Raw genomic sequence first — 25,996 nt, 5'->3', positions numbered from 1 at the left:
GATTTTCGTAAATTTTAGCTTTCTCGTTAGCGATAATAACAAAGCCGTTAAACAGCGTCAAACTCAGCGCAAGTTTATAACCCGTATTATCTCAATTCCCCGATAAATTTTCTATGACTTTAATCACAATGTTACCAACCATTTCTAGATTTTTGGGAAGAACTTTATCAAGTGTATCGGTAGCACGGTGATAATTAGGGTCATTTTCGCGATTGAGAAAAAGAACCGGCATCCCCGCCGCCGCAAAAGGAGCATGATCGCTGGCATTCGCTATATCGGCAGGCATACCGGCTACATTTGATACGCCAACCTCTGAAGCAGCGTTAAATGCTAAACGGGTTAGACCGGATGATCCGCCAATATATAGGGTATCACCAACCGAAATCATATCAATGTTGATCATGGCTACCACTCTTTGCCGCTCTTCAGGGGTAAGAGCTTGCACATACGCGGTACTACCCACCAAACCTACTTCTTCCGCGCCAAAACCTATAAAGCGGAATTCATACTTCGGGTAGCGCAAAGCCAAAACCCGCCCCAGTTCCATTACAACTGCGGTGCCGCTGGCGTTATCGTTTGCCCCCGGACCTGCGGCTACGCTGTCATAATGCCCACCGATAATTATTATGGGTGCGGTGGCTTTAACCGAAGGACGAATAGCTACCACATTACTAAAACTTGCCTGCGTACTCTCCAAATTAACTTCCAGCGAAACCTGCAAATTATTAGAATTTGTGTCTAATAACTCTCGTAATTTCTGACCATTTTCCTGACCTATTCCCAGTACTGGCAGATCAGTTTGTTGCGCTAATGTAGCAGTTTCAAGCTCACCCGCTATATTATTAAAAATAACTACGCCTTTTGCTCCGGCATTCTTCGCATTACTTACTTTTTCTTCAAAAGTAATCTGCCCCCGCATAATAAGAGCTATTTTGCCGTTCAAACTGTTGGTAGGTATTTGCTCAGCAAGCCCATATCCAATATAGCTTAATGGAGCTTCAAGCACGCCTGAACTACTATAATTGACCGCAGTTCCTTTTAGTTCAAGGCTACCAGCCCCATTGTTGTAGCGTAGATATGAGCCTTTATCCTTTGTGGACAAATAAGTCGCCACCGGACGTTCAACTTTGTAATCTAGACTGCGATAATAACCTTCCAGATAATCGGCGCTCTGATTCTGCCCGGCAGTTCCTACATATCGGATACCGATATCCTCTGCCAGTTTTTTCACATGTTGAAGAGCCAGCGTTCCGGAAAAACTATCAGGACCTGTCATTGGCGTAGGGGTAGGCAGTAAAGGAGTAGTGGGTAAAGCAGCGGTTTGTAGAACAGATGTAGCCGTAAATGAGGTTTGAGTCGAAACGGAGATATTAGCAGCAGTTGTTATAACTTGGTCTGTATGCACCAATTTGGTAACAGGCAAAGATACGGCAGTAGTAGCAGCGCCACAAGCCGACAACAACATATTTATAAATATTAAAAAGGCGCAAAACCGCCCGAATCTATAAAATTTTAGCATGCTAATCTAGACTGTTTGAGTGGGCAAAATTGGATTTTGACAAATGTTTCATTGGTAATAACTATATGAATATACCGGAATCGCACTTGTGTCAATAACCGTTTGGAGCGAATTTGGAACAAATAATAATCTGAGAATGAAAAGTAAAGAATGGTAAAAGAAATTAACAAAAAATTTACCAAAATTTAAGGGTTGAGGGCAAAATTCTTGATATAAGGGTATTCCAGCCTTACAAGATGTAGTGTATAATTAGGCATAACAATAATTTCAGCATATTCTAGTTTTTTCCTTTAAAGTTCCTTTCATGCAGTGTCCCAGAAATTCTCGCCAATTTAGCTGCATGGTTATCTAGATTTAGTCATACTTACAATCTTTTTCGATTTCAATTTTTGTTAGTCCTTCCCTGAAAAGGAATTATCCTTTCCACAAATACTGGGTTTATCTCAGTCATATTACTTATTAGCCGATTAACAATTTACGGATCTTTCGACTAGTGAGTTTGGAGGCGCAACGAACTCGGTATCGCCGTTGATACCCAGATTAGCGTCATTTTGAAAGGAGTAATATGTCACATTCACCATATAAACTGGCACAGGGTGAGTTAGTTTGCCCTATCTGTAATATACTAATGGGACCAAAACGGTTGGCAAAACCTACCGATTATGGTTACTGCACCTTCTGTGAAGCCGATATAAAAAAACGTCAGCAGCGCATGCTCCGCGAGGGACGCTACAATTTGCTGGCAGCCCGCAAAGAAGTATTGCTCCCCATTTCAACCCCTCAAAGCGGTACATGCGGAAGACACGAATGTGGGCAGGTTTTAAGCCACGCCCAAATTGTCAAGGGAAACAAGTTCTGCTCAAGGCGTTGTGCAGCGCTTGCCCGAAACAACCAACCAAATCCCAAAACTGTTTGGGCAGACAAAAAAGCAAGTTAAGCTTTTTGACAGTTTGAAATTCAGAGAGGTCAGGATTAACCTGACCTTTTTTCTTATAACGCAAGAGTAGAGGCAACCTTGGTGTGGTGGAATGAAAACCGAGCGATTCTGCTTTATTTCTTGCGTCCCAATATAAACCACCTTAAGTTGCGCCGCGCCTTTGCAGATAAGCCAATATCAAGGATTTCCTAATAGCCTTGCTAAAATCACATCAGCTATAAACCTGATGCAAGTTAGTATGATTGCCCTTTTCTGCTTCGGTAACGCCTATATCTGCCTAGCAGAGTTCGATTTCTATTGACTTTTAGATAAAAAAGAGTAGGATTACTGCTACCTAAAACCTGGAATCATAAGGCAAAGCCTGCCTGCCCATCTTCTATTCCCTTTCAACCCGGCAGACCGGCATCAAAAGGAGATCTTTTTCAATGAGTCAAAATAAAGCACATACTCTCGGTGAATTGCGGGCGAGCGGATACCAGTCCCGGTCTGTTAAAGAAGAGATGCGCCAGAATCTAATAAATAAATTACGCAAAGGTGAAGATATATTTCCCGGCATTGTCGGTTATGAAGAGACAGTTATACCCCAGATTGAAAACGCTATCCTAAGTGGACAGGATATTGTTTTTCTGGGTGAGCGTGGGCAAGCCAAAACCCGTATTGCCCGCAGCCTCATTAACCTGCTGGACGAAGAAATGCCTGCTATCAAAGGGGCAGATTTAAACGATGACCCGCTTAATCCGATTTCGGCGGTGGGTAAAAGCCTAGTTGCCGAGCTAGGGGATAGCACCCCTATCGAGTGGATTCCCCGTAATCGGCGTTATGGCGAAAAGCTTGCTACCCCGGATATAACTATTTCCGACCTGATCGGTGAAGTTGACCCCATCAAGGTGGCAGAAGGTCGGTATCTTTCCGATGAAATGACCATCCATTATGGTCTCATCCCTCGCACAAATCGCGGCATCTTTGCAATAAACGAGCTACCCGACCTAGCAGAACGTATTCAGGTAGGTCTTTTAAATATTATGGAAGAGCGCGATGTCCAGATTCGAGGTTACAAAATCCGTCTCGACCTCGATCTTTTCGTAGTTGCCAGCGCTAACCCCGAAGATTACACCAATCGTGGGCGTATTGTAACGCCACTAAAAGACCGCTTTGGTAGCGAAATCCGAACCCATTATCCACGCACAATCGAGCATGAAATCAATATCATCGAGCAAGAAGCCACAAAATTCAAAACCGAAAACGTTGAATTGATAGTTCCGCGCTTTATGAAGGAAATTGTAGCTGAAGTAACGCATCTGGCACGGCGTAGCCCTGATATTAGCCAGCGCAGCGGTGTAAGCGTGCGCGTATCGGTAAGTAACTATGAAAACCTAGTAAGCAACGCGCTACGACGCGCAATAGTGTTAGGGGAAAAAGCAGCCTCACCGCGTATTAGTGATTTGCACGCCCTGATAAGCAGTACCGCCGGAAAGGTGGAATTGGAAACTATGGGCGATAACAAAGAAGAGCGTGTTATTGAAAAGCTGGTACAGGGCGCAGTTCTTAACACTTTCAACCGCAATTTTGGAGTCACTGATTTTGAGCAAATTATTCGCGGCTTCGATAGCGGCTTGAATATGGAGATTTCCGAATTTATGCCCTCTATGGAATATGTACATCAGGCTGCCGAAAGCCCCGAACTAAAACGTGCTGTTGCTAAGCTACAAGCACAGGGTAGCCCGGTGACGGTTGCTACAGCGGTTGAGTTTGTACTTGAGGGCTTGCACCTGAACCGTAGACTTAATAAAGATCGTAATGAGGGCAAACTTCGTTACCGTCGCTAAAAGCCTTCAGTTTGAATAAACGCAAGAAACCCCTGTAGCCATTCCGGCAAGGGGTTTCTTTTTTTATTTATTCGATTTAGGCTAACGGCGCAACTTTAATTTTTCTGCCGCTACCTGCCCAACCAACCACCATCTACTACTAGTAGATGACCTTGCATCCAATCTGAACCGGAACTAGCCAGAAAAATCGCCGCACCTACCAGATCGGAGCCTTCACCCCAACGCCCTTGTGGAATACGCTCCAGAATCGAGTTGTAACGTGCTTCATCAGCTATTAAAGGGGCAGTATTATTCGTGCGAATATATCCGGGCGCAATACCGTTAACGTTTATACCATACGTAGCCAGTTCATTACCCATTGCTTTGGTTATACCCGCCAACCCATGCTTTGCGGCAGCATAACCCGGCACTAGGATTCCGCCTTGAAAACTCAAAAGCGAACAAATATTTACAATTTTACCTCCTTGTCCCCGTTCTACCATATGCTGAGCTACTTTCTGAGCAAAAAAAACGGCACTTTCAAATTTGTATTTAATACTGAATCCCAGTCTTCCTCAGTATATTCCAATACTGAAGCGCGCCGAACAATACCAGCATTGTTAACAAGTATATCGATCTTGCCATATTTTTCCAGTGCTGTTTGTACTACCGGATTAATATTTTCAAGCTTGCTCAGGTCTTGACGTTTAGATAAACGGGGCTATAGGAAATAGAAACCCGTATCGGAACTTACAAAAGAATGACAGTTTGTAGCCAGTTACCAGCAAATTTAACAGCGAATATTCGTCAAATTAGAGGTAGAAAACCCCTTTTTGACCACCTTATAGCGGGTAGCCGGTCTTACTTTGGTGCCAACCGCTCGACCCTTCCCATTTCCTCGCACTTTGCTGGCTTTGGCCGGACTGCCCAACTGCACAATTATTCCGGACAAGCCTCGTCGAATTTGCTGAGGGCTTGGCTGTCGTTGACTATTTTCCCAAGGTCGCAACACTTCCAAGCCCAAGCCTTGAGCGATTTGCAATTCGTCGTGTACCAAACTGACTATCGCCGTCCACAACTCAAACTGGCTCGGATAGCGCAAGCGTGGTTTTTCCCACAACAAATCTTGTTTGTCAAAACGATAGCCGTGTTCTATCGAGTAACGCCTCTTGTAATACGACCAGACTTGCGTCAGGTCAAGCTCAGTTTGACCCGACCACACATACCAACTTTCCAGAGGGTCATGGGTTTTACCACTGGCTGCCTCACGCTGTATTCGGATTATGCTCAGTGCCAGTTCAGGTGCTTCCCTCAAATGCAGCTCAGTCCATGCGCTTACTACCAGTTTGTGTCCATTTTCGTCCGTCCCAACCCACACTCGCTGCGGCAAACCGTGCGTATTGGGATCATTACATTGGAAACGAGCACCGTGTTTAGCGGGAGCGCCGCGACCTCGTTTCTGCTCATCTCTCACCACTTTTCGATAGAATACTCGGTTAGACTTGAGCCGCAGCAGCAAGTCATAGTCCTTACTGCTATTTTGAATAAATGCTTTGGTGGGGTAGTACCGGTCTCCCAGATTGAGCGGTCTTTCAGCAAAATATGGGCGCAATTCGCTCAGTTGCTGGCTGGCTACCTCTGCTGGTGTTTGACTGGTTTTGATCCTGCGGTTGGAGACAATGTATGTATGGCTACTGGTTTGAGCCGGCACCACCACCACGGTCGAGAATTGCCAACCCACGGTCACGGGCTTATCACAATTGGGCAGATTGTGTTTGTAAAGCCAGCCACGATCTGCAGATGTAGTGCTAAAGGGTCGCTCGATATTGGTAGCATCCACTGCCAGTACCAATCTTTCACCATCGAAGGGATGAGGGGCGTAGCGCACCATGGTTTGCTCGAAGCGAGTTTGGTTAACTTGACCCATTTGCAAAGCCTCATACAAACTGGGCCATTTTCGCTCAAAATTGGGCGAAAGGGTCAGTTCCAGTACCGATTGAGCCTGGCTTTCTGTCATAAGGGCATCCGCCAGATTAAACAATGCGTCACTGGCGTATTCAAAGCAGTCATAGATTTCGTGCCGAAATTCTTTAAGTGTGTTAAGGTTCATACGAGTAGTGTCCTTTCTCAATTAGAACATTACTCGTCTGGGCAAGTTGTGCCAACACTGCTTGCCCTTTGGTTTATCTAAACGTCAATCAGGTCAGAACTTAAGCAATAGTAGGGCTGACCTGTAGCCTCAAGGCGAGCTAGCGTTTCTTCAGAAGGCGTGCTGCGACTCACCAAAAGCAAGCTTGCCCCTGCCTCGGCATAACCTATAGCTATAGCAGCGCCAATACCACGGCTTGAACCGGTAATAATAGCCACTTTCCCGTCTAATCTTAAATTCATGGTTATTTAGCCACCTTTTCCAAAATTATCTAACTAGTAGTGATAAAATGAGTATAGCATGGCAACCTTCAAATTCTAATTCCGCTAAAAAGCGCCAATTGCAAGTTGAAGCCCTTTAATGCATTTGTTATAATTTTCAAGCTTCCATCTAAAGCTTGCAGGATTGTGCTCTGCTCTAACAGGAGAAGATGTGTCGGAACAAAAATTAGGCTTCGCAGCAGACCCGGAAACTATTCTTGTAATCCCCTTTGCAGACGGCATCGGTGATTTTGTAAATATGCAACCTATCCTTCGTGTTATCGCCCAAAGGTTTCCCAAAGCGGATATAAGTGTGGCGGCTTCCTCTTATGCTAACTACTTGATCACTCCCGACTTGCCCGTGAAGATTGTAACCCCAAGTTGGTTTGAAAAAGAACCGGGACCGATGGCGCAACGTTTACGCCACTTGATTTCGCAGAAAGTGCTGGCATGGTTCGCCGGTCCGGTACTGAAACGCGAGTTGGGAGGAAATATTGATCTTATTATCAATACTTTCTATCTTTGGGAACGTAACATGGATTTTCCGCGTTATTGGACTCCCCAGACTCCACCACGCCCTGGAGCAAGGCATACTCTTGACTGTCTGGCGCAACTATTGGAAGAAGAACTTGGTATTGAAATTCCCCAGGAACAACGTTATCCCCGCTTATGGATTACACCCGGTGCAAGTGAGTGGGCTGCCAATTTTATCAGTGAGAATAACCTCACCGAACGCCAGCCTGTTGCATTGGTAGCCGAAAGCAATATGAAAATCAAGAAATGGGAAGCAGCAGAATGGGCGTACCTGAGCGATACTCTGCAAGAAAAGGGGCACCCAACGCTCTTCTTTGCACCTCCCGATAGTGAGTTGATTAAAGAAATATTCAATCTGACCCGCAATAAACCACTATTCATCTCGACCTCTCTCGATAATGTAACTGCCCTGTTAAAATATTGCAGTTTATGTGTAGGGGTTGATACGGGCTTATTGCATATCGCTTCGGCAATTGATACTCGCTGGGTTGGGCTGTTTGGACCTACTAATCCCGAAGTAACCGGACCTTATAACCGCTCAATGGGCCGCTGGGTGGTTTCAGCTTACCCACGCGGAGAAGGTTGCCGCAATTGCTGGAAAAGTTTCAAATACGAAGACGACCATTGCCTAGCGCTTAATTCAGGTAGTTGTATGGATTATATCGACCGCCAAACTGTAGTTGAGCTAAGCATGGAATTGTTGGAAGCAGCTAAAGTCCCACGATTGTAAGATTCTGCCCCGGTCACAAAAACTATAAATTATCCCTATTGAGGTAATAGGCTGCCCCTATTCCCTTTTTGGGGGCAATTTATAGTTTTTTACTATGTTTCTATAAATTTCTATCCATTTCTGTGATTTTTATAACTGGAAACCCCTGTTCAAAACGGCTCGAATATATTATAATACCTTGTGAAATCTATAACGTATTGTTTTTAACCATTCGGGAAGACGTCCCGGAAACTTTGAAAGGAGAACCACCATGGCGGCAGTGTTATCGCCCAATAAACACGAGATTGAACACGGGGAGTATGTTGTGGAACTCGTGGGTGAGTTTGATTACTACCTGATGGACTGGTTCAAGGTTTTGGATGCAAATTGTGCCCGCGTAGTAGAACGCACAGATGGTTTCTATGTAGTTCCTTTCGGCAGAATCAATGGCTCTAATTATGAAGAAGATGCGATTGGACCTTTCACTACCCAATCCGAAGCCCGAGAAGAAGCTGAAGCGATTTTAGAAGCTGACGAATAAATTTCGATTGAATTAAGGAATCTTCCTAGCGGCAACCTAAATGGTTGCCTTTTTTTTGAAACTTTGCAACTTTCTTACATATATTTGACTCATTTAAGATTTTTGATCTGTAAAATATTAAGTGGAAATAGGCGGTTTTAGGTCTTTTTATCAAAATTGTAAAATAATGCACAAAAACAACTTTTCTTTTCTAATCAAATCCGGCGCAATCACGCTATTATGTCTTTTAGGGATATGTCTTTTTAGTGTGCAATTTACCTTCGCTGCACCTCCGCCCCACAAACCAAAACCCGTTACACCTTCTGCCAATGCCAGTATCGATGGGGTGAATACCATGCTTACGCCCAACCCGGTGATAGCAGGGCAGCCTTTATCTTACACCGTAAAAGTATCGGTGCAAGGTCCGCTTGATGCCAATAACCTAGAGGTAGTGCTAGTGATGGCGGGCGATCAACAATTCAGCGGGTTTGACCCTAGCGGTAGTGGGTGGACACTATCCCGAAAAGATAATCAGATTCACTTGGCTATTGGTTCAGTCAAGGTTGGATATAAAGCGCAAGCTACAATCTCTACGATTGCACCGACTAATATCGATCGCCCTATTTTGCAACAATCCATTTTCTTGAATTGGGTAGATGAACATTATTACAACAAAGAATTCCAGATAGCGGCAACACTCTCAAATCCTTCTGCCACTGCTAACCCATTACCGATTGCGCCTGTGATTTCGACTCCAACTAACGGTTTACCTATCAGCGGACCATTTGCAGCCCAAAGCGCCCCGCAAACCAATAATTACAGTAGCGGCGACGTATGGTACTTTCCAATCACTCAACATTATTCCGGATTCGGTTTTCTTGCTTATTGGCGCACACACGGTAGTGTACTCAACCTCGGATATCCCATAAGTGAAGAGTTCCAAGAAAAGGGCATGACGGTGCAATATTTTGAGCGTGGAGTGCTTGAATATCATCCTGAGAATCCTACTGAGTACAGTGTGTTGCTGCGGGCGCTAGGTAGAGAAGCTGGTGAAGCTGAACCCGCCATTGATGGTACAAATACGCCTGATGATCAGGCTCAATATTACCCCGAAACTGGACATTGGATTTCCGGCGCATTTGTAAAAGCATGGACTAATGGCGGTGGTGTAATGCAATTCGGTTATCCGATTGCTGAAGCATATCAGGATGGTTCAAAGCTGATTCAGTGGTTCGAGCGGGCGCGGTTTGAGGTTGATACTTCAAAACCCAACCAGCTTGTAATGTTGGGGCTGGTTGGGCGCGAGTCAAGTGTTAGTAAAGGTTATCTGACGTATTGACCGTTTGTGCTCCACGGACCGAAAGACTCAAGCAGCTTTCGGTTAAAGAGCGTAATCGAGCGGCGCTGAATTTCAAGGATACCTTGTTTTTGTAATTCGCTGAGTTGCCGGGTCACCGTGACCCGGTTACTACCCATCATATCGGCTAACCGCTGATGACTTAGCGGATAATCAATATAAATACTGCCAGCCTGTTTTTGAACCCCAAACTCATCCGCCAATTTAAGCAATAAGTGTGCTAACCTAACGGAAACGTCTCGTCCTAGCAACCCCTGAATAAGCTGCTGAACACTGGCAAGTTGAGTAGAAAAACTCTTGATAATACCGGCAGCTACCACTGGAGAACGTTCCATAGCGCGTAAAAGGGCAGTTTCATCTACCCACACCAATTCGGATTCGCGCATTGTCTCGGCTTGAAAATCCTTAAAGTAATTGGTTTGGCTTGAACTTGAACCTCCGGCAAAACGAGCGAATACATCGCCTTTACCTAAAATAGTCAAGGTTAAAGCGCGTCCATCAGGTAAGTATTCTTGGATTTGCACCGTACCAAAACGAATAAAGTAAAAGCGGCTTCGCTGCACATCGTGGTTATCGCTGAATATAGGCACACCCGCGCGATAACGGCTAATCGAGTATTCTCCTGTAATCGAAGCCAATTGATCGGAAAAGCTATCTGACAGATTTTGATGGGAGGGCAATAGTTCTTTGATAGAGCGGTGTTCTGAGGGGCGATGAAGCCAAACGTCTCCACTTTCTATCTGTTCGTTGAAACCACTTACCATCGCAATAAGCAAGCGACTTTGCAATTGGTTTAAGCGGCGTACTAACGCCTGAAAAGCGCGAGGTTGGGCTATATTTGCCCCATCTTTCTCAGCCTCATTAAGAATCATGCTAACCCAGTGACTCAAACAAGCTGAGGTATTATCCATTACCGCCTGTAATGGCGCTCTCCGGTTAGCCAGTGCCCGTCCTTCTTCTTCAACCAAATGGGCAACTTCACTGAAGTTTCCGGTCGCAAGCGCATTACCAAGCAGATTCCACAGCTTGAAATGGTAATTGGTCAATGAAGGGGTTAAGTCATTTATGCTTTTTCCCACTTCACCTACATCTCGCTCATCATTATTTGCCAGCCAATTATTCTTAGACTGTGCCGCCACACGAGACACCAGATTAGTAATAAGCCCACTGGGGAGTTGCTCTAAGTCTTTCTGGAATTCTCTTTGTGACATATGAAAGACTTTTCCTTTCAGGAAAAATAAAACTGACCAAGCTAAGCTAAAGAGTAGTGCAAAAAGAAGGCGAGACGCGAATAGTAAGGTTTCCACCTCTACTAACTATTTTCACAAGTTTAGCTTTCTAATAGCCTGTTCGCTGTGATTTGGACTACAATTTCGGGGTAATATACCCTCTATTTGGGGGTTGCTGTGGTAATCACACCGCCTTATTTATATTCTTAACAGCTACAGAGTGCATTATCTAACTTTTATATGCTTTTTATCCAAATTCTGTAGATATATTAAAAGGTTTACCTAGATAGGCAAACCTCCTAAAAGTTACAAACTTTGTGATAATTCAAACCCGCCGCGGCTTTTAGCCTTTCAATTTACTGATGGCTAGCTCCATACGTTTAACAGATTCTTCGACCCCCAATAAAATAAACATTTCAGGGCAGCCCGGTGAGCGAGTTTTTCCCGATAAAGCTACACGTGGACACCACAAAACCTGACCTCGCTTTAGTTCGAGTTCTGCGGCTACTTCATCCAACGCTGCTAACAACAAGTCTCTGTCGCTATAAGCTGAGGCAGAAATTGCTTTTAGTTTAGCAATTATTCCTCCCAGAACACGTATCGCGCCCTCTTTGCCATCATTCTTGCCGATTAAGTCTTCGGCGGGATATTCCAGACTTTCGGCATTCTTAAATGCAAAATCCACTTCGGGGGCTACTTCAAGCAGTGTTTTAGCCTTATCTTTCGCCAGACGGCAAGCTTCAACTATATAACGCCAGCGTACCTGATCCGATTCAACGTTTTCAGCCTCTTCCTGAGTAAGCAAACCAGCCTCTGTCAAGAAAGGCAAACAACGGCGAGCAAAATCTTCTTCGCTAAGAATATGATTAATGTAATAAGCATTAATCCATTCCAGTTTTTCGGGTGAGAAGCGCGCATCGGTTGTCTGAATGCGATTAATCTCGAATTTTTCTATAAGCTCTGGCAATGTGAATATTTCAGTTTTATCGTCATAGCTCCAGCCGAGCAACACCAAATAATTTAATAAAGCTTCCGCCACGTATCCGGCTTTTCGATATTCGACAACCGAGACTGCGCTATTTCGCTTGCTCAATTTACCCTTTTCTCCGGGCGGGTTAAGAATGAGCGGCACATGTACCAAAATCGGAATCGGGAAATTCAGAGCCTTATAAAGCAAGATGTGCAACGGCACGCTCGGAATCCATTCTTGCCCGCGCATCACATGGGTTACACCCATTAAGTAATCATCCACCATATAGGCAAGGTGATATGTCGGAAACCCATCGGATTTGAGAATGACCTGATCATTTATAGTGGAATTATCAAAAGAGATTGTTCCCCTCAAATAATCATTGTAGCTGGTTTTACCTTCCAGAGGTACTCTAAAACGTACTACCGGCTTAATACCGGCATCAAGCGCGGCTTGGCGCTCTTCTTGGCTAATATTACGACAATGGCGATCATAACCGGGTGGAACCTTCTGAGCTTGGCGTGTCTTATTAACTGCTTCAAGCCGTTCCGGGCTGCAATAACAATAATACGCATTTCCCTGCTCAATCAACTGCCTGGCATAGCTCTGATAGAAGGGCAACCGCTCGCTTTGGAAATAAGGTGAATGTGGACCGCCTTTATCGGGTCCTTCATCATAATCAATTCCAAGCCAGTTAAGCGAATCGCGAATCGCATCTAAAGAGCCTTCTACTTTACGTTTCTGGTCGGTATCTTCTATGCGCAGGATAAATTGACCTCCGGTCTTACGCGCTAGCAAAAAAGCAAATACAGCAGTGCGAAGATTACCGATATGAGGGTATCCTGTAGGGCTGGGCGCGTAGCGAGTACGGGCTGGACGCGCCACATCAGTTGTCATTTAAGCAGTTCTCCTTTGTTATTGATTACGATTAGTTCAGAACATGGCTTTAATTCTATCTTTTCATTTGCTACCGTACACAATTAGAAATCCTCTAAAAGAAAAGGGATAAAGGCGACTGGTAAGGGTAAATGTTCATTCAAAAAATGCTCAAGCAGGTTCAAACCTAAATTGAACAGGCTCAAATCCAGTCGTTCGGTGCGATGAATGACCCGGTTCCAGCCTTCAGCTAAAGCTATCGTACCCAGATGTACAATCCAAAGATAAGCCAGACAAGCCGCTAACAATAACCTTTCTAGCCGTTTAGGGTCATCCAAATGGCTCTTGTCCAGCCGAAACCCTCGGCTCTTGCTATCGGAAAAGAAGGTTTCAATCCTAAACCTCTTTTTGTAGTACCGGATTGCTTCCTGGGCTAGAGCCAAATTACTCACCAGATAAAGTGGCTCACGGTAAGGCTTTTGCCAGACCGCTATGACCAGTACTGGTCCGTACTCGTGTTTGCTGAATGCTACGCCGCTCTGACTCACTACCTGACCAGGCTGAACCCCTAACTTACTGATGGCATAATGAGCTTGTTCATCCAACCAGACCTGGCTATTTTTAGCAGTACGACAGACATACTGCCAACCGTAATAATCTAACCGTCTTAACAAACGACAGCCATCGAATTCACCATCACCCAAAAAGACTACTTGGCTACCAGACGGAACCAACGAGTGAACTTGCTTTAACAATCTGATGTGCAAAGCTTGAGCTAAATGTCCCTTTTTAGCCTTAACCACCAACCAACCCAAAGGTAAAGCCCGCCCCTGATATACTACACTGATTACTAAGCCCATTCCACCAGCACCAACCTGACTGCCATCTATCACCAGTACCAGTGGACAATGACACAGGCTACTCAGCAATTGTTTGGCGAAAGGAGCATACACCACTTTTTGGTTAAAGTTATCATTTTTGAGCAATCGGCGCATTCGGATGATGCGGCTTTCCCGTTTAGTTTTATCTGGCACTTTGGCGGCGATATTAGGCAACGCACTATGCCGACTACCTACAATCCCACTGATCACCATCGCTAGAATTGTTAAATATTGTAATTCGCGCCCCTGCGCTTGTGGGTGGAGTTGCAACAATTGCTGTTTTATGGCACGATGTCGGCGAAGGTTGTCACTCATTTTGGTATCCTTTTGCTTTCTACTTTGGTCGGTAAGAAAACTACAGTTTACCACTCTGCCTCAACCTTCTCCTCCTTTTCCTCTCCTTTATATCTGTACGGTAGCAAATCTTTTCAGTGATATTATGCAGCTTTGCGCAATTATATAGGCTTGCAAAGTATAATCTTCATAAATTTCCCTACAACATTCAGCGCGTTTTGGCATTTTATAATTCCGGCTACTACCTATTTTCAGGGGGTTTAAGTTCTCAGCCAATTTATAGCCAGTTACAGCAACATCGGCGGTTACGTTTGTCCCTTCGGTTCCAAATAATTTTTTGGGAGGATAGGTTGTTTGATTGGAGATTGAGCCAGCCATATCCAGCGCAACAACCATTATATTCTGCACCTATGCCAAGGTCAAACCTTCGCAGACTCAAGTAGGTTTTTGAGAAAAAGTCTTTTCCAATAATTTTACACCTGAAGTTTTTATTTTATTTAATTTTAGCATGCCTAATTTTACAATATTATCTAATCGATATATTATTAAAACAATTATTAATAACTTTACCAAATATATTTGGCAACATTAATACATTAAAAAGGTTAAATATGATTTACCTTCATTTGTAATATGATTATTTACCTTTATATACTAAAATTTTAACCATATAGAAATTGTAGTAGTAGAAACAGGGCTTTTTCCGGGTATTATTTTGACGGAGGATTAGACTATGCATCATCAAGATTTACGTTCTACCACTTGCTCAAGAAGAAGAAAAATTTCCGCTACTAATGGACAAGGATTAGTCGAGTACACCATGATTCTGGCGTTACTGGCTATAGTTGTTATTCTAGTCCTTAGCCTCTTAGGCCCAGCAGTTGGTAATGTTTTCAGCTCTGTCAGTAGTGGGCTTCAGTCTCCCGGCAATAGGAGCGTTCAACAGGTAAATCCTGTAGTTACTACTGCTGTAGTTACCACTGCAACTACCGCGGCACCGGTTGTTACTACAAAAGCACCTACAACAGTGGCAACCACAGCTACAACAGTAGCAACCACGCCTACAACAGCAGTTACATTTTTCTTTAACCCCGTACCAACTCCAACCCCAGAACACGGCAAAGGCGATGGCGATGGTAAGGGCAACGGTAAGGGCAATAATGGTTAAGACTCTTGTCTAATGTTAGTTCTTAATAACTTTTTTGAGGTCAAATCCTGATACGGATTTGACCTCTTTTTACGAATTCTGATAAATTCCCCGCTATTTTCCACAGACAAACTCACAGTGAGTAAACTCAAAACCCAAGTTTTATTAATTATTTATGAGAAAATTATATCCGTAAGCTATATTGTTATCTTTAAATCCTATAATTGTACTAAAGGGTTAGAATAAAATTCTTATTATAGTTATCCTCTTTTAATATTTGATAGGTGAAAAAATCAAATGACAAAAATTCAATCAAAGCCAAAGGTTTGGAGTGCTAAGAGGGGACAGGGGTTAGTAGAATATGTATTAATTCTAGGGGTAATAGTAATAGTGGTTATTCTAGTGCTAACTCTTCTAGGACCATCGGTGGGCAGTGTTTTCAGTTCGGTTAACAGTAGTCTCAAAGACCCCAAAGTTGGCGCAGGCACTACAGGTGTCGCTCCAACTACACTGGTCACTACCACCACTATCCCGGTCACTACGGTAGCACCCACTACAGTGGCAACCACACCTACAACAGTTGCGACTACACCTACTACTACGTCAACTTTTTTCTTTAATCCCAAGACAACCCCAACGCCTGAACCTACTGATACACCAGAACCTAAAAAAACTAAAACGCCTAAAGAAGGTGATAATGGTAACAATGGAGAGTCGAATAACAACCACTAACCATCATCTCATCTATAATTAGATTTAGGTCACTTCAACTATTTTAAGGTCAAGCTCATGTATAAGAGCCTGACCTTATTTGCTTTGCTGGTTATATTATATTTTCCCCTTGCGGTCAGCCAAAGTTGAGGGTATAATCATAAGCACGCTCAAATTGGAGTTTACATTTTAAGTTAAAGGAACAAGTGTATGGCAGGCAGCGGGGGAGCTACCAAAGCAAAAGAAGAAGATGTCCGCGTTAAGGAAGTTGCGGGCAACCGCAAGGCTTATCATGATTTCTTCGTTGAAGAAAAATATGAAGCCGGTATCGAACTACAGGGCACTGAAATAAAATCTGTTCGGGATGGGCGCGTTACTCTCAAGGATGGATACGTCAGGATTGAACATGGAGAAGCTTGGTTGTGGAACATTCATATTTCCGCCTACACTCACGCCGGTAAATTCTTCCAGCATGATCCTATACGCAAACGCAGGCTTCTTTTGCATAAATCTGAAATTATACGCCTTGCCATGAAAACACAGGCACAGGGCTACACCCTTATCCCACTGCGTATGTATCTTAAAAAAGGTCGGGCAAAAATCGAAATCGGGCTGGCGCGTGGCAAGAAACTATACGACAAGCGCGATGCGTTGGCAGAACGCGATGCCAACCTCGAAATACAGCGTGCCATCAGAGAGCGTTACTAAGCCGAGTAACGCCCTCCCGGCAAGCGCACCGATACATCTCCCGCTTGTATCCGATGTTGCTCGCCAGCATCATCTTCGACTACTAATGTGCCGTTATCATCAACCCCGCAGGCTAGCCCTTCGAGAGTCAATACATCTCCTTGAAAAACTTGTACCCGGTGTCCTAATGTAACCAAAGCTGCCGCCCATTCTTGCCTTATATGTTCCATACTGAGTAACAGAGCATGGCGATAATCGCTAAATTCGTCAATAATCTCCGCCAGCAATTCCTCTCGCGAAACAACCTGATTTGGGACAAGGTTTCCAGCTTTACCTACAATACCGGCTTCCAACAAATCAGCATCATCTAGCGAAATATTCAACCCAAAGCCTAAAGCCAACCAAGGTTCACCTCTAATTATTTCCAATTCAGCCAGAATACCACCCACTTTCAAGCCTTCTCGTAACAAATCATTAGGCCATTTAAGCTGAAGGGTGGTGTCAGTAAAGCGCGCTGTGGCGTTTTTAACCGCTAAACCCATCGAAGCGGTATAAAGAAAAGCTCGCTCCAAAGGGGTTTCGATTGGAATAACGACAGTACACATCAAACCACTGGCAGGAGGGGCTTGCCAACTTCTGCCTAGCCGTCCTCTACCAGCAAGCTGCAAATCCGCTACTAGAATTCCGGGTTGGGGGTTTGTGGTACTATTTAGATAACGGCGCGCTTCCAGATTGGTAGAATCTATACTGGGAAAATAGCTGAAACGGTAGCCCGGTACAGTAAGTTTGCTCTGGAAAAATTGTGGGTCAAATGGTATTCTTGAGGACATGCTAGAGTTATCCGCTTGGTTATGTTACTATTATCGCCTGTCAATTATATCAGGTTAAGGAATCATTTTTGAATAATGTTTGCTAAAGAAACAACCCAACTGCATAAATTTTCGTGGGAAACCTTGCCAGAAGGTTACGTGTGTTTATCACCGATGGCAGGAGTAACAGATAGTGCCTTTCGCCAGATTTGCAAACAACACGGTGCAGATGTGGTCTTCACCGAGATGGCAAGCGCCAGTATGATGTTAGCGGCGCCTGCCCGTAGCGCCACATTCTTGCGCTACAATGAATTGGAACGCCCTATCATCTGCCAGATAATGGGCGGCGACCCCAAAGTTATGGCGGAAGCGGCGCGGGTGGTTCAAGATTTGGGGTTTGATGGCGTGGATATCAATATGGGTTGCCCCGAAAAAAAGATTGTGGGTAATGCTTGCGGCTCGTCCTTGCTCAAAGATGCCGATACTGCCGCCCGAATAGTGGAAGCGATGACGCAAGCAGTTGATATTCCGGTTTCGGTAAAAATGCGCTCAGGCTTTCTCGACTCACAAATCGTACAACCCTATTTTAGCAAACGTATGGAAGAAGCAGGCGCAAAAGCGTTGGCAATTCACCCGCGCACCAAAGAACAAGGTTATCACGGACGCGCCGATTGGAGTATAACCCGCCAGATTGTAGAAGTTGTTAATGTGCCTGTCGGTGGTAGCGGGGATATAAACAGCCATGAGGCAATTGCCAGAATGCGAGCCGAAACGGGGGCGAAATTTGCATGGGTAGCGCGGGGTTCGATGGGCAACCCCTGGATTTTTGAAAAAGAGCGTGTCTTACCGCCTACTATCAGCGAAGTAATTGAAACGGCGTTGGCTCATGCGCGCCTCGCCCTTGAGTTAAAAGGCCCACATGGGCTGATTGAGATGCGTAAACATCTTGCTTGGTATTTCAGCGGCTTTCCCGGTGCAGTTGCATTACGTGATCAGGTTAAGAAAATTTTTACGATAGAGCAGATTGAAGATCTGGTAGAACCTTATCGGGGGCTTAACGACCTGCGCCACGACCATACTCGTTCATTTGAGCAAAAAGAAGTAGCAGCATAACTCTCTAGAAATAAAAAAAAGCGAACGCCGTTGTTCGCTTCTCTTTATACAGGCAGTTTTGATTTCTAGTCAACCGCTGCCAAACTAATTACATCTCGCGGTATTCGCCGTCCACTGTGCCGTCAGGGCGAGTACCACCTCCAGCATTGCCGCCACCGGGTTGTTCACCACCCGGCGCACCACCACCGGCCGCCTGTTGCTGCCCGTAGATAGCCGCACCGACCTTCTGGACGGCTGCCATCAATTCATCGGTAGTAGAAGTAATACGCGACACATCCTCAGCTTGTAACGCAGAACGTACTGCCGCAATCTTGCCGTTGATTTCATCTTTCAGCTCTTGTGGAACTTGCTGATCGAAATCCTTGAGGGTCTTTTCAGCAGTATAAGCCGCGCTGTCACCTCGGTTGCGGGATTCTACCAGTTCGCGCTTGCGCTGGTCATCGGAAGCGTGCAATTCCGCTTCTTTCTTCATGCGCTCGATCTCATCCTTAGAAAGACCGCCGGAAGCAGTGATAGTAATCTTTTGCTCACGTCCGGTTGCCAAGTCTTTGGCGGAAACGTTCAAAATACCGTTGGCATCAATGTCGAAGGTTACTTCAATCTTCGGCACACCACGAGGCGCAGGCGGTATTCCATCAAGGATAAAGCGACCAAGGCTCTTGTTTTCATTCGCCATAGGACGCTCACCCTGTACCACGTGGATTTCCACACTGCTCTGACCATCGGCGGCAGTGCTGAAAATCTCACTTTTGCGGGTAGGAATAGTGGTATTGCGCTCAATCAGAGGAGTCGCTACCCCTCCGAGGGTTTCAACGCTCAAGGTTAAGGGAGTTACGTCGAGCAACAGGATGTCCTTGACATCACCACCCAACACACCTGCCTGTACCGCTGCTCCGATAGCTACCACTTCATCCGGATTTAACCCACGATTTGGTTCTTTCCCAAAAGCGCTCTTAACCTTCTCAATCACGGAAGGCATACGAGTCATACCACCAACCAACAGCACTTCATCCACATTGCCCGTATTCATACCAGCATCGCTTAGCGCGTTTTTCATAGGCGGGACGGTTTTTTCAATCAAGTCTCCGACCAATTGCTCAAGCTTGGAACGAGTCAGGTTTACGTTCAAGTGCTTGGGACCGGTAGCATCTGCGCTAATAAATGGCAGGTTAATATCGGTGCTTGGTGCGCTAGAAAGCTCGATTTTAGCTTTCTCGCCTGCTTCTTTCAAACGCTGCAAAGCCATGCGGTCTTGGCGTAAATCAATTCCATGTTCAGTCTTGAACCCATCAGCCAACCAATCAATAAGGCGTTGGTCAAAGTCGTCACCACCGAGATGGGTATCGCCGTTGGTGCTTTTTACTTCAAATACGCCCTCGGCGAGGTTCAGGATTGATATATCGTAAGTACCGCCACCAAGGTCATAGACTGCAACATTTTCTTCGTGCTTTTTATCAATGCCATAAGCAAGCGCAGCAGCAGTAGGCTCGTTTATTATGCGCAGTACTTTGAGACCGGCAATTTCTCCTGCATCCTTAGTGGCTTGTCGCTGGCTATCATTAAAGTAAGCCGGTACGGTAATAACCACATCGGTAATTTTTTCACCCAGATAAGCTTCGGCATCGGTTTTGAGCTTCTGCAATATCATCGCGCTGACTTCGGGTGGGCTATAGCCTTTGCCGCCCATTATCACTTCCACATCACCATTGGAGCGTTTAGCCATTTTATAGGGTACAAGCTTTACGTCGCGCTGCACAATGGGATCATCAAATTTGCGACCCATAAAACGTTTAATTGAAAATATTGTATTTTCAGGATTAGTCACTGACTGCCGCTTGGCAACCTGACCAACCAGACGTTCACCCTGTTTATTTACCGCTACTACGCTAGGGGTAGTGCGGTTGCCTTCTGCATTGGGTATAACTACCGGTTCGCCGCCCTCCATGATTGCCATCACGGAGTTGGTTGTACCAAGGTCTATTCCCAGTATCTTGCCCATTTCTGTTTAATTCCTCCAAATCAATTTATTAATTACGCATAATTTAGGACTCTAACTTCAAATATGCTAACATAAGTTACGCTCATAGGCTATATAAAGTGACGCCCGGAGGCGTTAGAGTTGTGTTAGACATTTATATAACCACCTCGATTCATATGTTAACGCTATCTTAATTCAATTTTAACTCTTTCTTTGCTATCATTTTTTTAATTGTGCTTGTACAAATAGCGTATAAACAATGCCTATTTTTTGTACAAGTTTCCTAAATTGAGAGAAATTTCCAAAAATTATTACTGCTATGACACCCGGCGGGTTACTGCTAGTTGAGAGTGCCCTACCAAGGAGAAAAGTTAATATGGAAGAATCCAAGAGTCCTTCTCGGGAAGGGCGTGTTACCGCTGAGCCGTTAAAAAGGGAAATGTATGTACAGGGCGGTTGGGAGAGGTTAGTGCTTTGTGCTACCCATATGCAGGTGCAAAGCCTTAACTATGGTAGCCCTCTTTCCAAAGAAATGGAAAAGCTTCGAGCTGAAGGTTGGACGATGACCTATTCTTTACGCAACGCTACAGGCAGAACTTATTACTTCCGACGCGCGATAAAAAATGTGGCGCGTCGTTTGAGAGAAACTGCGATGTGGTAATCTTAAAACCCCGGATAATGTTTGCCGGGGTCTTTTTTTAGCCTTTTACATCCATTGACATAACTGAAGTGGCGAGTAGCAGAATCACCAGTAAAGCTACTGCTATTCGATACCAGCCAAAGGGAACCATTGTAATTTTACCTATCAAGTTGATAAAGAATTTAACCGCGAACCAGGCGGCAATGAAAGAAACCAGAAATCCTACTCCAAATACGGGAATATCAGAAGTGGATAGATATTTTAGACTCTTAATCATGTCGTATATAGTGGCAAAAAACAAAATAGGAACCGCTGCAAAAAATGAATATTCTGCCGCAGTTTTGCGTTGAACACCCCAAAGCATTGCGCCCACTATAGTAGCAGCGGAACGAGAAGTACCGGGCCATAATGCTAGGCATTGAAACAAACCAACAACCAGTGCATCCTTCCAAGTCAACGAATCCAGTCCCTGCTCTTTAACGGGCGGCAAAAACCTCTCTACCAATATCAGAGCGATACCACCAACCAACAAACCTATAGCTACTGTAAGAGGGTTAAACAGCTTATCTTTAATAAAATCGCGCCCCAAAAAGCCTAATATGAAAGCCGGTATGCTGGTTATTAACAGCAATAACAAGCCATTCAATCCGGCGAACCGTGTTTCTTTCATTCCATTGCTGAAATCAAACAAACCCAAGAAACGCCGCCAGTATAAAATAACAACTGCCAGAATCGCCCCTAATTGTATAAAAACATCGAAAGTATTAGCCCTATCACCGGTAAATCCCACCAAATGATTGGCAATAATAAGGTGTCCGGTGGATGAAACCGGGACAAACTCGGTAAGACCTTCAACAATACCTAGAATAGTTGCTTTAATTATTTCGTCCATGTTTTTGAGTCAGATTCACCTTTCTCGTTGTCGGATGCTTTTGATTCGATTGTAAGCTTTTCTTTATCTAAAATAGCTTGAAGAGCATTATTACTGACCAATGTGTGATAGGACATGCCAAATAAAACAGTGGGCAAAAACAATAAATAATAGGAGCCGCAAAGAATAATTCCCAACACTATCCCTATAAGCAGGGTAAAGAAAAGATATTTGAAAGTAGCCAGCAAACTGTTTCGGAAAAGTAACCGCAGGCTGAGCCTGTTCTCGATACTTATCGCCATAGGCCATAAACTAACTTGCAATACTAGCCAGAAGAAAATAAGCCAAAGCCAGAGTATCGAAACTAACCCTCCCGCAACATTTATAGACGCATAAAATGCCAGATTTATATAAGCAAACGCAGCGAAAATCAGGTTAAGTATTGCCAATATAATACCGCGCCAATAGTAAGTGCGAATACCCTTGAAAAATTCGCCTAGTTCAAGACGTTCCAAGCGGGTTACATTGGCAGTAAGTGAGAATAGACCGATAGTAGCAGGACCTCCCAGAACAATAAGCGGCAAGATAGATATTAAATAAACATAGGGCACTGGAACTGGCAGATTTAATAGCAAAACCGCAGGTAATAAGCTAATTGCCCAGAGGATATTTGCCAGCACCAGCACCAGCAAATTATCCCACAGGTCGGCTAAGGCACGAAGAAATACTGGGATTATCCGGTTAAACATTAATTGCCGGTCTCAATTTCCTTAATAAGTAATTCTAAAGTTTTTGCAGCAAGGCTGGTAAAATAAGGAACATGATCGGCGGCGGCTACACCAATACTGGGTTGATTTACCCAATTTGATTTAAGTCTATATTGTTGCGGTGGTGGTGCTCCCAGCCAATCACTCAGCGCCTGTTGCCACGCCAACGGAAAACTCAGACGTACTCCCTCCGGTCGTACTTCGGCTTTGAGAAGTGGTCTGCCCGTGCCGGTAATTCTCGAAATAGTTGCCAGAGATACCCCAGCGGTAACCGTGGGTTCGAAGGAGAAGGCTAGATTTTGTGCAGCAGCAGGTATTTCCCGCTTCAATTCTGCCTCAAACCAGCGATACATCTCTTCTCCACTCATAATTTATACTCACAGTGCTAATTCAAATATTACAATAGCGCCGCTCAGGTATTATTAGCCGCTTTAATCCTAGTGGGATTTCTCAAACGGAAAATATTTCAGGTTCTTATGGCTATAGTTTGCGCCTACCAGTTGGATTATTTCAGCGCAAGAAGCGTTTAGAGCTTCAAACGAATATGCCACGCCAGCAGGTATTTTTATGACGCTGGCTTGTTCCGCGCCGGACAACTCATATTGAATCTGAACCCCGAAAGTGGAAGACTTTTCCCGCAAGTCGCGCAGTTGCAAACTTACCGCGCCTGTCGGAACATAGAACCAGGCGGTTTCGGTAGGATGGCACATCCATAGCGGGGCTTTACCCAGTGCGAGAGACGCATGAAACTTACGGGCAAAACCCTCCTCGAACAGCGGCAAATCCATGCGTGCTACTTCACGAAAGAATCCTCGGTTGTCGGAAAAAGTTCTTATTTGATGGAATGCTATTCCCTCAATCTTCACTTCTACCAGAATTGCGTCTCTCATTTCACTCCTCGTAGTTTGCTCTATTTTGTTACTCAGTAATCAGGCTTTCCTGCGTCATTTCGGACGGCTTTGCAAGGTTGAGCAATTGTAGGAGAGTAGGAGCAACATCCGCCATTATCCCACTTTCTCGCAATTTGACGCTTCTATAAGGTGAGCCTTCCGGAGATACCAAAATACATTGTACAGGGGTAGTGGTATGCTCGGTAAAGGGCGCTTTGGTAACAGGGTCTATCATCTTTTCGGCATTGCCATGATCGGCGGTAAGCAGTAATACACCGCCCTTGCCCAAGACACTAGCCACTACCTTGCTTACACAAATATCCACCGCTTCTGCTGCTTTCACAGCTGCCTCAAATCTGCCGGTATGTCCCACCATATCAAAATTCGCAAAGTTTATGATGATAAAATCGTATAGGTCTTGCTCCAATTTTTCCAACAGGGAATCGGTAACCTCGTACGCGCTCATCTCCGGCTTCAGGTCATAAGTAGCTACTTTAGGAGAAGCAATAAGTATGCGCTCTTCGTTGGGGAAAGGTTCTTCACGCCCGCCGTTGAAAAAGAAAGTCACATGAGCATATTTTTCGGTTTCGGCGGTGTGCAATTGTTTTAGTCCGGCTTTGCTGACCACTGCCGCTACCGGCAACTGTACATCCAACGGATCGTAAGCCACTTGTACGGGCAGCCCTTCTTGATATTCGGTCATGGTAGCGAAATAGAGGTTTTGCAGATAACGTTCACGGGCAAAACCTAACGGTTTGGCATCATCGGTATGCAAGTGCATGCCGAAATGTTCGTCATCATGTACAAAAGCTTTAGTCAATTCGCGAGCGCGGTCAGACCTGAAATTGAAGAAAACCACTGCGTCATTATCCTGCACCATAGCGGTTGGCTTACCATCGGTAAGAATGACAGTTGGCTCAACAAACTCATCGGTGATAGTAGCATCGTAGCTTCTTGCAAGCGCTTCATCTGCACTATTGGCAAAATTTCCTTCGCCTTTAGTCAAGGCTAGATAAGCGCGTTTTACCCGTTCCCAGCGGTTATCACGATCCATTGCGTAGTAACGCCCGGATACAGTAGCAATGCGTCCGCCAAATACTTTTAATTGGCTTTCAACCTCTTCTACAAAACTACGCCCACTGGTAGGAGCGGTATCACGTCCATCCATAAAACAATGTACAAAAACTCTTTCAGAGGGTAAACCACCCTCCTGAGCAAGCTTTAGCAAAGCAAAGAGGTGTTCGCTGTAGGCATGTACACCACCGGGTCCTATCAAACCCATCAAATGCAAGTTAGAATTATTCTTTTTGGCGTGTTCAACCGCACCGACCAACGCCGGGATTTTATAAAATGCGCCAGTGCGAATATCCTTATTAATCCGCACAAGTTGCTGATAGACAATGAAACCGGCACCCAGATTCATATGCCCAACTTCACTATTTCCCATCTGACCATCCGGTAAGCCTACCGCTTCACCGCTGGTATGTAAAAAGGTGTGCGGATAGGTTTCCCAATAGCGCTCAAGATGAGGGGTGTGCCCAAGAACGGCGTTGCCCTCACGCTCTTCGCGATATCCCCAACCATCCATTACCAATAAAACGACAGGTTTTGGTCTATTTTGTTCTTTTATTGTAGACATTAAAAATAAAGTCCTCCACAAGTATCCGCCATCAGCGGAAGCAGTTTAGCAGTCAGATTACTGTGGAATTATACATCATTGCATTGCCTGATGCGCAGAATTACACATAGCTAGAATTCCGATATGAATTGATTTGAGTTAAAGAATTCTTTGCTTTGATTGTGATTTTTAGAGGGTAAATGCATTTATTAATACAGAGTAATTATTAAAAATGGTAAGGGAGCGCAGGAAATGAATTCAATTAAAATATCAAGTTTGATCTTTGCGGTACTAACTTCCAGCATGCTTTTGGCAGCCTGCGGTACTGCCACAGCAATTATCCTGAATGAAGCGACCAAAGCCCCCGCCACAGGTGCACAAACGTTTGCAAGTACCAATCTAAGGCTTACGCCCCTTGATTTCTCTGCCGATTCTTTCAAAAAGGTAAATAGCACCCCTGAAATCGGCACTATTATTCAGCTACAACCGGGCTGGCTGGATATTTCTTTGCCTAGCTCAGGCTTTAGCAAGAAAATAACTGTCCGTACTTCTTTTCAAGACAATTATTTCTTGAAGCAGAACTCCCGGTATTTATCTATCACTGGCGACACTCTTAGAATCGGGCAGCCTGTAGAAATTTGGTATTACGAGCTTGTTCAACTAGCTGAACCGCCGATTTATACTGCGGCTGCTATAGCAATTCTCATGTCTTGATTCCCCTTTAT

The 25,996-nt window shown here is 44.7% G+C and carries 25 protein-coding genes and 1 pseudogene; 11 read left to right on the top strand and 15 right to left on the bottom strand.

Annotated elements, in window-relative coordinates:
- Positions 1-91 precede the first annotated feature (91 nt).
- Positions 92-1,519: a DUF4910 domain-containing protein gene (locus OZ401_RS01840; protein WP_341469009.1), complete on the bottom strand. Its 1,428-nt coding sequence runs from the start codon at positions 1,517-1,519 to the stop codon at positions 92-94.
- Positions 1,520-2,084: 565 nt separating this feature from the next.
- On the opposite strand from OZ401_RS01840, the gene OZ401_RS01835 reads away from it, so the two are divergent.
- Positions 2,085-2,456 (top strand): hypothetical protein, encoded by a 372-nt coding sequence (locus OZ401_RS01835; RefSeq protein ID WP_341469008.1) that lies wholly within the window; start codon positions 2,085-2,087, stop codon positions 2,454-2,456.
- A gap of 425 nt (positions 2,457-2,881) precedes the next feature.
- The gene (locus OZ401_RS01830; RefSeq protein ID WP_341469007.1) at positions 2,882-4,282 is read left to right on the top strand and encodes a magnesium chelatase ATPase subunit I; all 1,401 of its coding nucleotides are present in this window, start codon (positions 2,882-2,884) and stop codon (positions 4,280-4,282) included.
- Between the two features lie 110 nt (positions 4,283-4,392).
- Here OZ401_RS01830 and OZ401_RS01825 read toward each other — a convergent pair.
- The 3 genes and pseudogenes from OZ401_RS01825 to OZ401_RS01815 all read right to left on the bottom strand — a co-directional run bounded on the left by OZ401_RS01825 (position 4,393) and on the right by OZ401_RS01815 (position 6,652).
- Positions 4,393-4,958: pseudogene (locus tag OZ401_RS01825) on the bottom strand (SDR family oxidoreductase).
- Positions 4,959-5,051: 93 nt separating this feature from the next.
- Positions 5,052-6,371 carry a transposase gene (locus tag OZ401_RS01820; RefSeq protein WP_341467900.1) on the bottom strand — a complete coding sequence of 440 codons (1,320 nt, stop codon included), beginning with the start codon at positions 6,369-6,371 and terminating at the stop codon, positions 5,052-5,054.
- 77 nt (positions 6,372-6,448) lie between these two features.
- Positions 6,449-6,652, bottom strand: coding sequence for an SDR family NAD(P)-dependent oxidoreductase (locus tag OZ401_RS01815; protein ID WP_341469006.1), 204 nt, complete (start codon positions 6,650-6,652; stop codon positions 6,449-6,451).
- Between the two features lie 190 nt (positions 6,653-6,842).
- Here OZ401_RS01815 and OZ401_RS01810 point away from each other — a divergent pair, with 190 nt between their 5' ends.
- The 3 genes from OZ401_RS01810 to OZ401_RS01800 all read left to right on the top strand — a co-directional run bounded on the left by OZ401_RS01810 (position 6,843) and on the right by OZ401_RS01800 (position 9,772).
- On the top strand, positions 6,843-7,934 hold the full coding sequence (locus OZ401_RS01810; RefSeq protein ID WP_341469005.1) for a glycosyltransferase family 9 protein: 1,092 nt from the start codon (positions 6,843-6,845) through the stop codon (positions 7,932-7,934).
- A 250-nt stretch (positions 7,935-8,184) separates the two neighbouring features.
- Positions 8,185-8,454, top strand: coding sequence for a hypothetical protein (locus OZ401_RS01805; RefSeq protein WP_341469004.1), 270 nt, complete (start codon positions 8,185-8,187; stop codon positions 8,452-8,454).
- A 247-nt stretch (positions 8,455-8,701) separates the two neighbouring features.
- The gene (locus tag OZ401_RS01800; protein WP_341469003.1) at positions 8,702-9,772 is read left to right on the top strand and encodes an LGFP repeat-containing protein; all 1,071 of its coding nucleotides are present in this window, start codon (positions 8,702-8,704) and stop codon (positions 9,770-9,772) included.
- Here the strand turns inward: OZ401_RS01800 and OZ401_RS01795 are convergent.
- The 4 genes from OZ401_RS01795 to OZ401_RS01780 all read right to left on the bottom strand — a co-directional run bounded on the left by OZ401_RS01795 (position 9,757) and on the right by OZ401_RS01780 (position 14,418).
- The gene (locus tag OZ401_RS01795; protein ID WP_341469002.1) at positions 9,757-11,001 is read right to left on the bottom strand and encodes a Crp/Fnr family transcriptional regulator; all 1,245 of its coding nucleotides are present in this window, start codon (positions 10,999-11,001) and stop codon (positions 9,757-9,759) included. The genes OZ401_RS01800 and OZ401_RS01795 overlap by 16 nt on opposite strands.
- Before the next feature lie 361 nt (positions 11,002-11,362).
- A complete protein-coding gene (gene gltX, locus OZ401_RS01790) occupies positions 11,363-12,886 on the bottom strand; it encodes a glutamate--tRNA ligase (RefSeq protein WP_341469001.1) in 1,524 nt (507 codons plus the stop codon).
- Between the two features lie 83 nt (positions 12,887-12,969).
- Positions 12,970-14,061 carry an IS4 family transposase gene (locus tag OZ401_RS01785; RefSeq protein WP_341467879.1) on the bottom strand — a complete coding sequence of 364 codons (1,092 nt, stop codon included), beginning with the start codon at positions 14,059-14,061 and terminating at the stop codon, positions 12,970-12,972.
- 87 nt (positions 14,062-14,148) lie between these two features.
- Positions 14,149-14,418, bottom strand: a complete 270-nt coding sequence (locus OZ401_RS01780; protein WP_341469000.1) for a hypothetical protein — start codon at positions 14,416-14,418, stop codon at positions 14,149-14,151.
- A 355-nt stretch (positions 14,419-14,773) separates the two neighbouring features.
- Between OZ401_RS01780 and OZ401_RS01775 the strand changes: the two genes are divergently transcribed.
- The 3 genes from OZ401_RS01775 to smpB all read left to right on the top strand — a co-directional run bounded on the left by OZ401_RS01775 (position 14,774) and on the right by smpB (position 16,606).
- Positions 14,774-15,208, top strand: coding sequence for a Flp family type IVb pilin (locus OZ401_RS01775; protein WP_341468999.1), 435 nt, complete (start codon positions 14,774-14,776; stop codon positions 15,206-15,208).
- Between the two features lie 276 nt (positions 15,209-15,484).
- Entirely contained in the window at positions 15,485-15,919 is a 435-nt protein-coding gene (locus OZ401_RS01770) for a hypothetical protein (protein ID WP_341468998.1), read from the top strand.
- A 189-nt stretch (positions 15,920-16,108) separates the two neighbouring features.
- Entirely contained in the window at positions 16,109-16,606 is a 498-nt protein-coding gene (gene smpB / locus OZ401_RS01765) for an SsrA-binding protein SmpB (protein ID WP_341468997.1), read from the top strand.
- On the opposite strand, the gene OZ401_RS01760 is transcribed toward smpB, so the two are convergent.
- Positions 16,603-17,415, bottom strand: a complete 813-nt coding sequence (locus OZ401_RS01760) for a biotin--[acetyl-CoA-carboxylase] ligase (RefSeq protein WP_341468996.1) — start codon at positions 17,413-17,415, stop codon at positions 16,603-16,605. The genes smpB and OZ401_RS01760 overlap by 4 nt on opposite strands.
- A gap of 75 nt (positions 17,416-17,490) precedes the next feature.
- Here OZ401_RS01760 and OZ401_RS01755 point away from each other — a divergent pair, with 75 nt between their 5' ends.
- Positions 17,491-18,507 (top strand): tRNA dihydrouridine synthase, encoded by a 1,017-nt coding sequence (locus OZ401_RS01755; protein ID WP_341468995.1) that lies wholly within the window; start codon positions 17,491-17,493, stop codon positions 18,505-18,507.
- A gap of 88 nt (positions 18,508-18,595) precedes the next feature.
- Here OZ401_RS01755 and dnaK read toward each other — a convergent pair whose 3' ends face one another.
- Positions 18,596-20,506 carry a molecular chaperone DnaK gene (gene dnaK, locus OZ401_RS01750; RefSeq protein ID WP_341468994.1) on the bottom strand — a complete coding sequence of 637 codons (1,911 nt, stop codon included), beginning with the start codon at positions 20,504-20,506 and terminating at the stop codon, positions 18,596-18,598.
- 355 nt (positions 20,507-20,861) lie between these two features.
- On the opposite strand from dnaK, the gene OZ401_RS01745 reads away from it, so the two are divergent.
- The gene (locus tag OZ401_RS01745; protein WP_341468993.1) at positions 20,862-21,146 is read left to right on the top strand and encodes a hypothetical protein; all 285 of its coding nucleotides are present in this window, start codon (positions 20,862-20,864) and stop codon (positions 21,144-21,146) included.
- Between the two features lie 37 nt (positions 21,147-21,183).
- Here the strand turns inward: OZ401_RS01745 and OZ401_RS01740 are convergent, their stop codons facing one another.
- The 5 genes from OZ401_RS01740 to gpmI all read right to left on the bottom strand — a co-directional run bounded on the left by OZ401_RS01740 (position 21,184) and on the right by gpmI (position 25,292).
- Entirely contained in the window at positions 21,184-22,017 is an 834-nt protein-coding gene (locus tag OZ401_RS01740; protein WP_341468992.1) for an undecaprenyl-diphosphate phosphatase, read from the bottom strand.
- Positions 22,005-22,745 carry a YesL family protein gene (locus OZ401_RS01735; RefSeq protein WP_341468991.1) on the bottom strand — a complete coding sequence of 247 codons (741 nt, stop codon included), beginning with the start codon at positions 22,743-22,745 and terminating at the stop codon, positions 22,005-22,007. The genes OZ401_RS01740 and OZ401_RS01735 overlap by 13 nt, the downstream gene beginning before the upstream one ends.
- Positions 22,745-23,131 (bottom strand): hypothetical protein, encoded by a 387-nt coding sequence (locus OZ401_RS01730; protein ID WP_341468990.1) that lies wholly within the window; start codon positions 23,129-23,131, stop codon positions 22,745-22,747. The genes OZ401_RS01735 and OZ401_RS01730 overlap by 1 nt, the downstream gene beginning before the upstream one ends.
- Before the next feature lie 69 nt (positions 23,132-23,200).
- Positions 23,201-23,653, bottom strand: coding sequence for a dTDP-4-dehydrorhamnose 3,5-epimerase family protein (locus tag OZ401_RS01725; protein ID WP_341468989.1), 453 nt, complete (start codon positions 23,651-23,653; stop codon positions 23,201-23,203).
- A 28-nt stretch (positions 23,654-23,681) separates the two neighbouring features.
- The gene (gene gpmI / locus OZ401_RS01720; RefSeq protein WP_341468988.1) at positions 23,682-25,292 is read right to left on the bottom strand and encodes a 2,3-bisphosphoglycerate-independent phosphoglycerate mutase; all 1,611 of its coding nucleotides are present in this window, start codon (positions 25,290-25,292) and stop codon (positions 23,682-23,684) included.
- 231 nt (positions 25,293-25,523) lie between these two features.
- Here gpmI and OZ401_RS01715 point away from each other — a divergent pair, with 231 nt between their 5' ends.
- Positions 25,524-25,985 carry a hypothetical protein gene (locus tag OZ401_RS01715; protein ID WP_341468987.1) on the top strand — a complete coding sequence of 154 codons (462 nt, stop codon included), beginning with the start codon at positions 25,524-25,526 and terminating at the stop codon, positions 25,983-25,985.
- Positions 25,986-25,996: the final 11 nt, after the last annotated feature.

Origin of the sequence: Candidatus Chlorohelix allophototropha, from assembly GCF_030389965.1 — a bacterium.
Lineage (GTDB): Bacteria > Chloroflexota > Chloroflexia > Chloroheliales > Chloroheliaceae > Chlorohelix > Chlorohelix allophototropha.
Note: the sequence above shows the minus strand (reverse complement) of the source record. Positions and strands in the feature narration are given on the sequence as shown.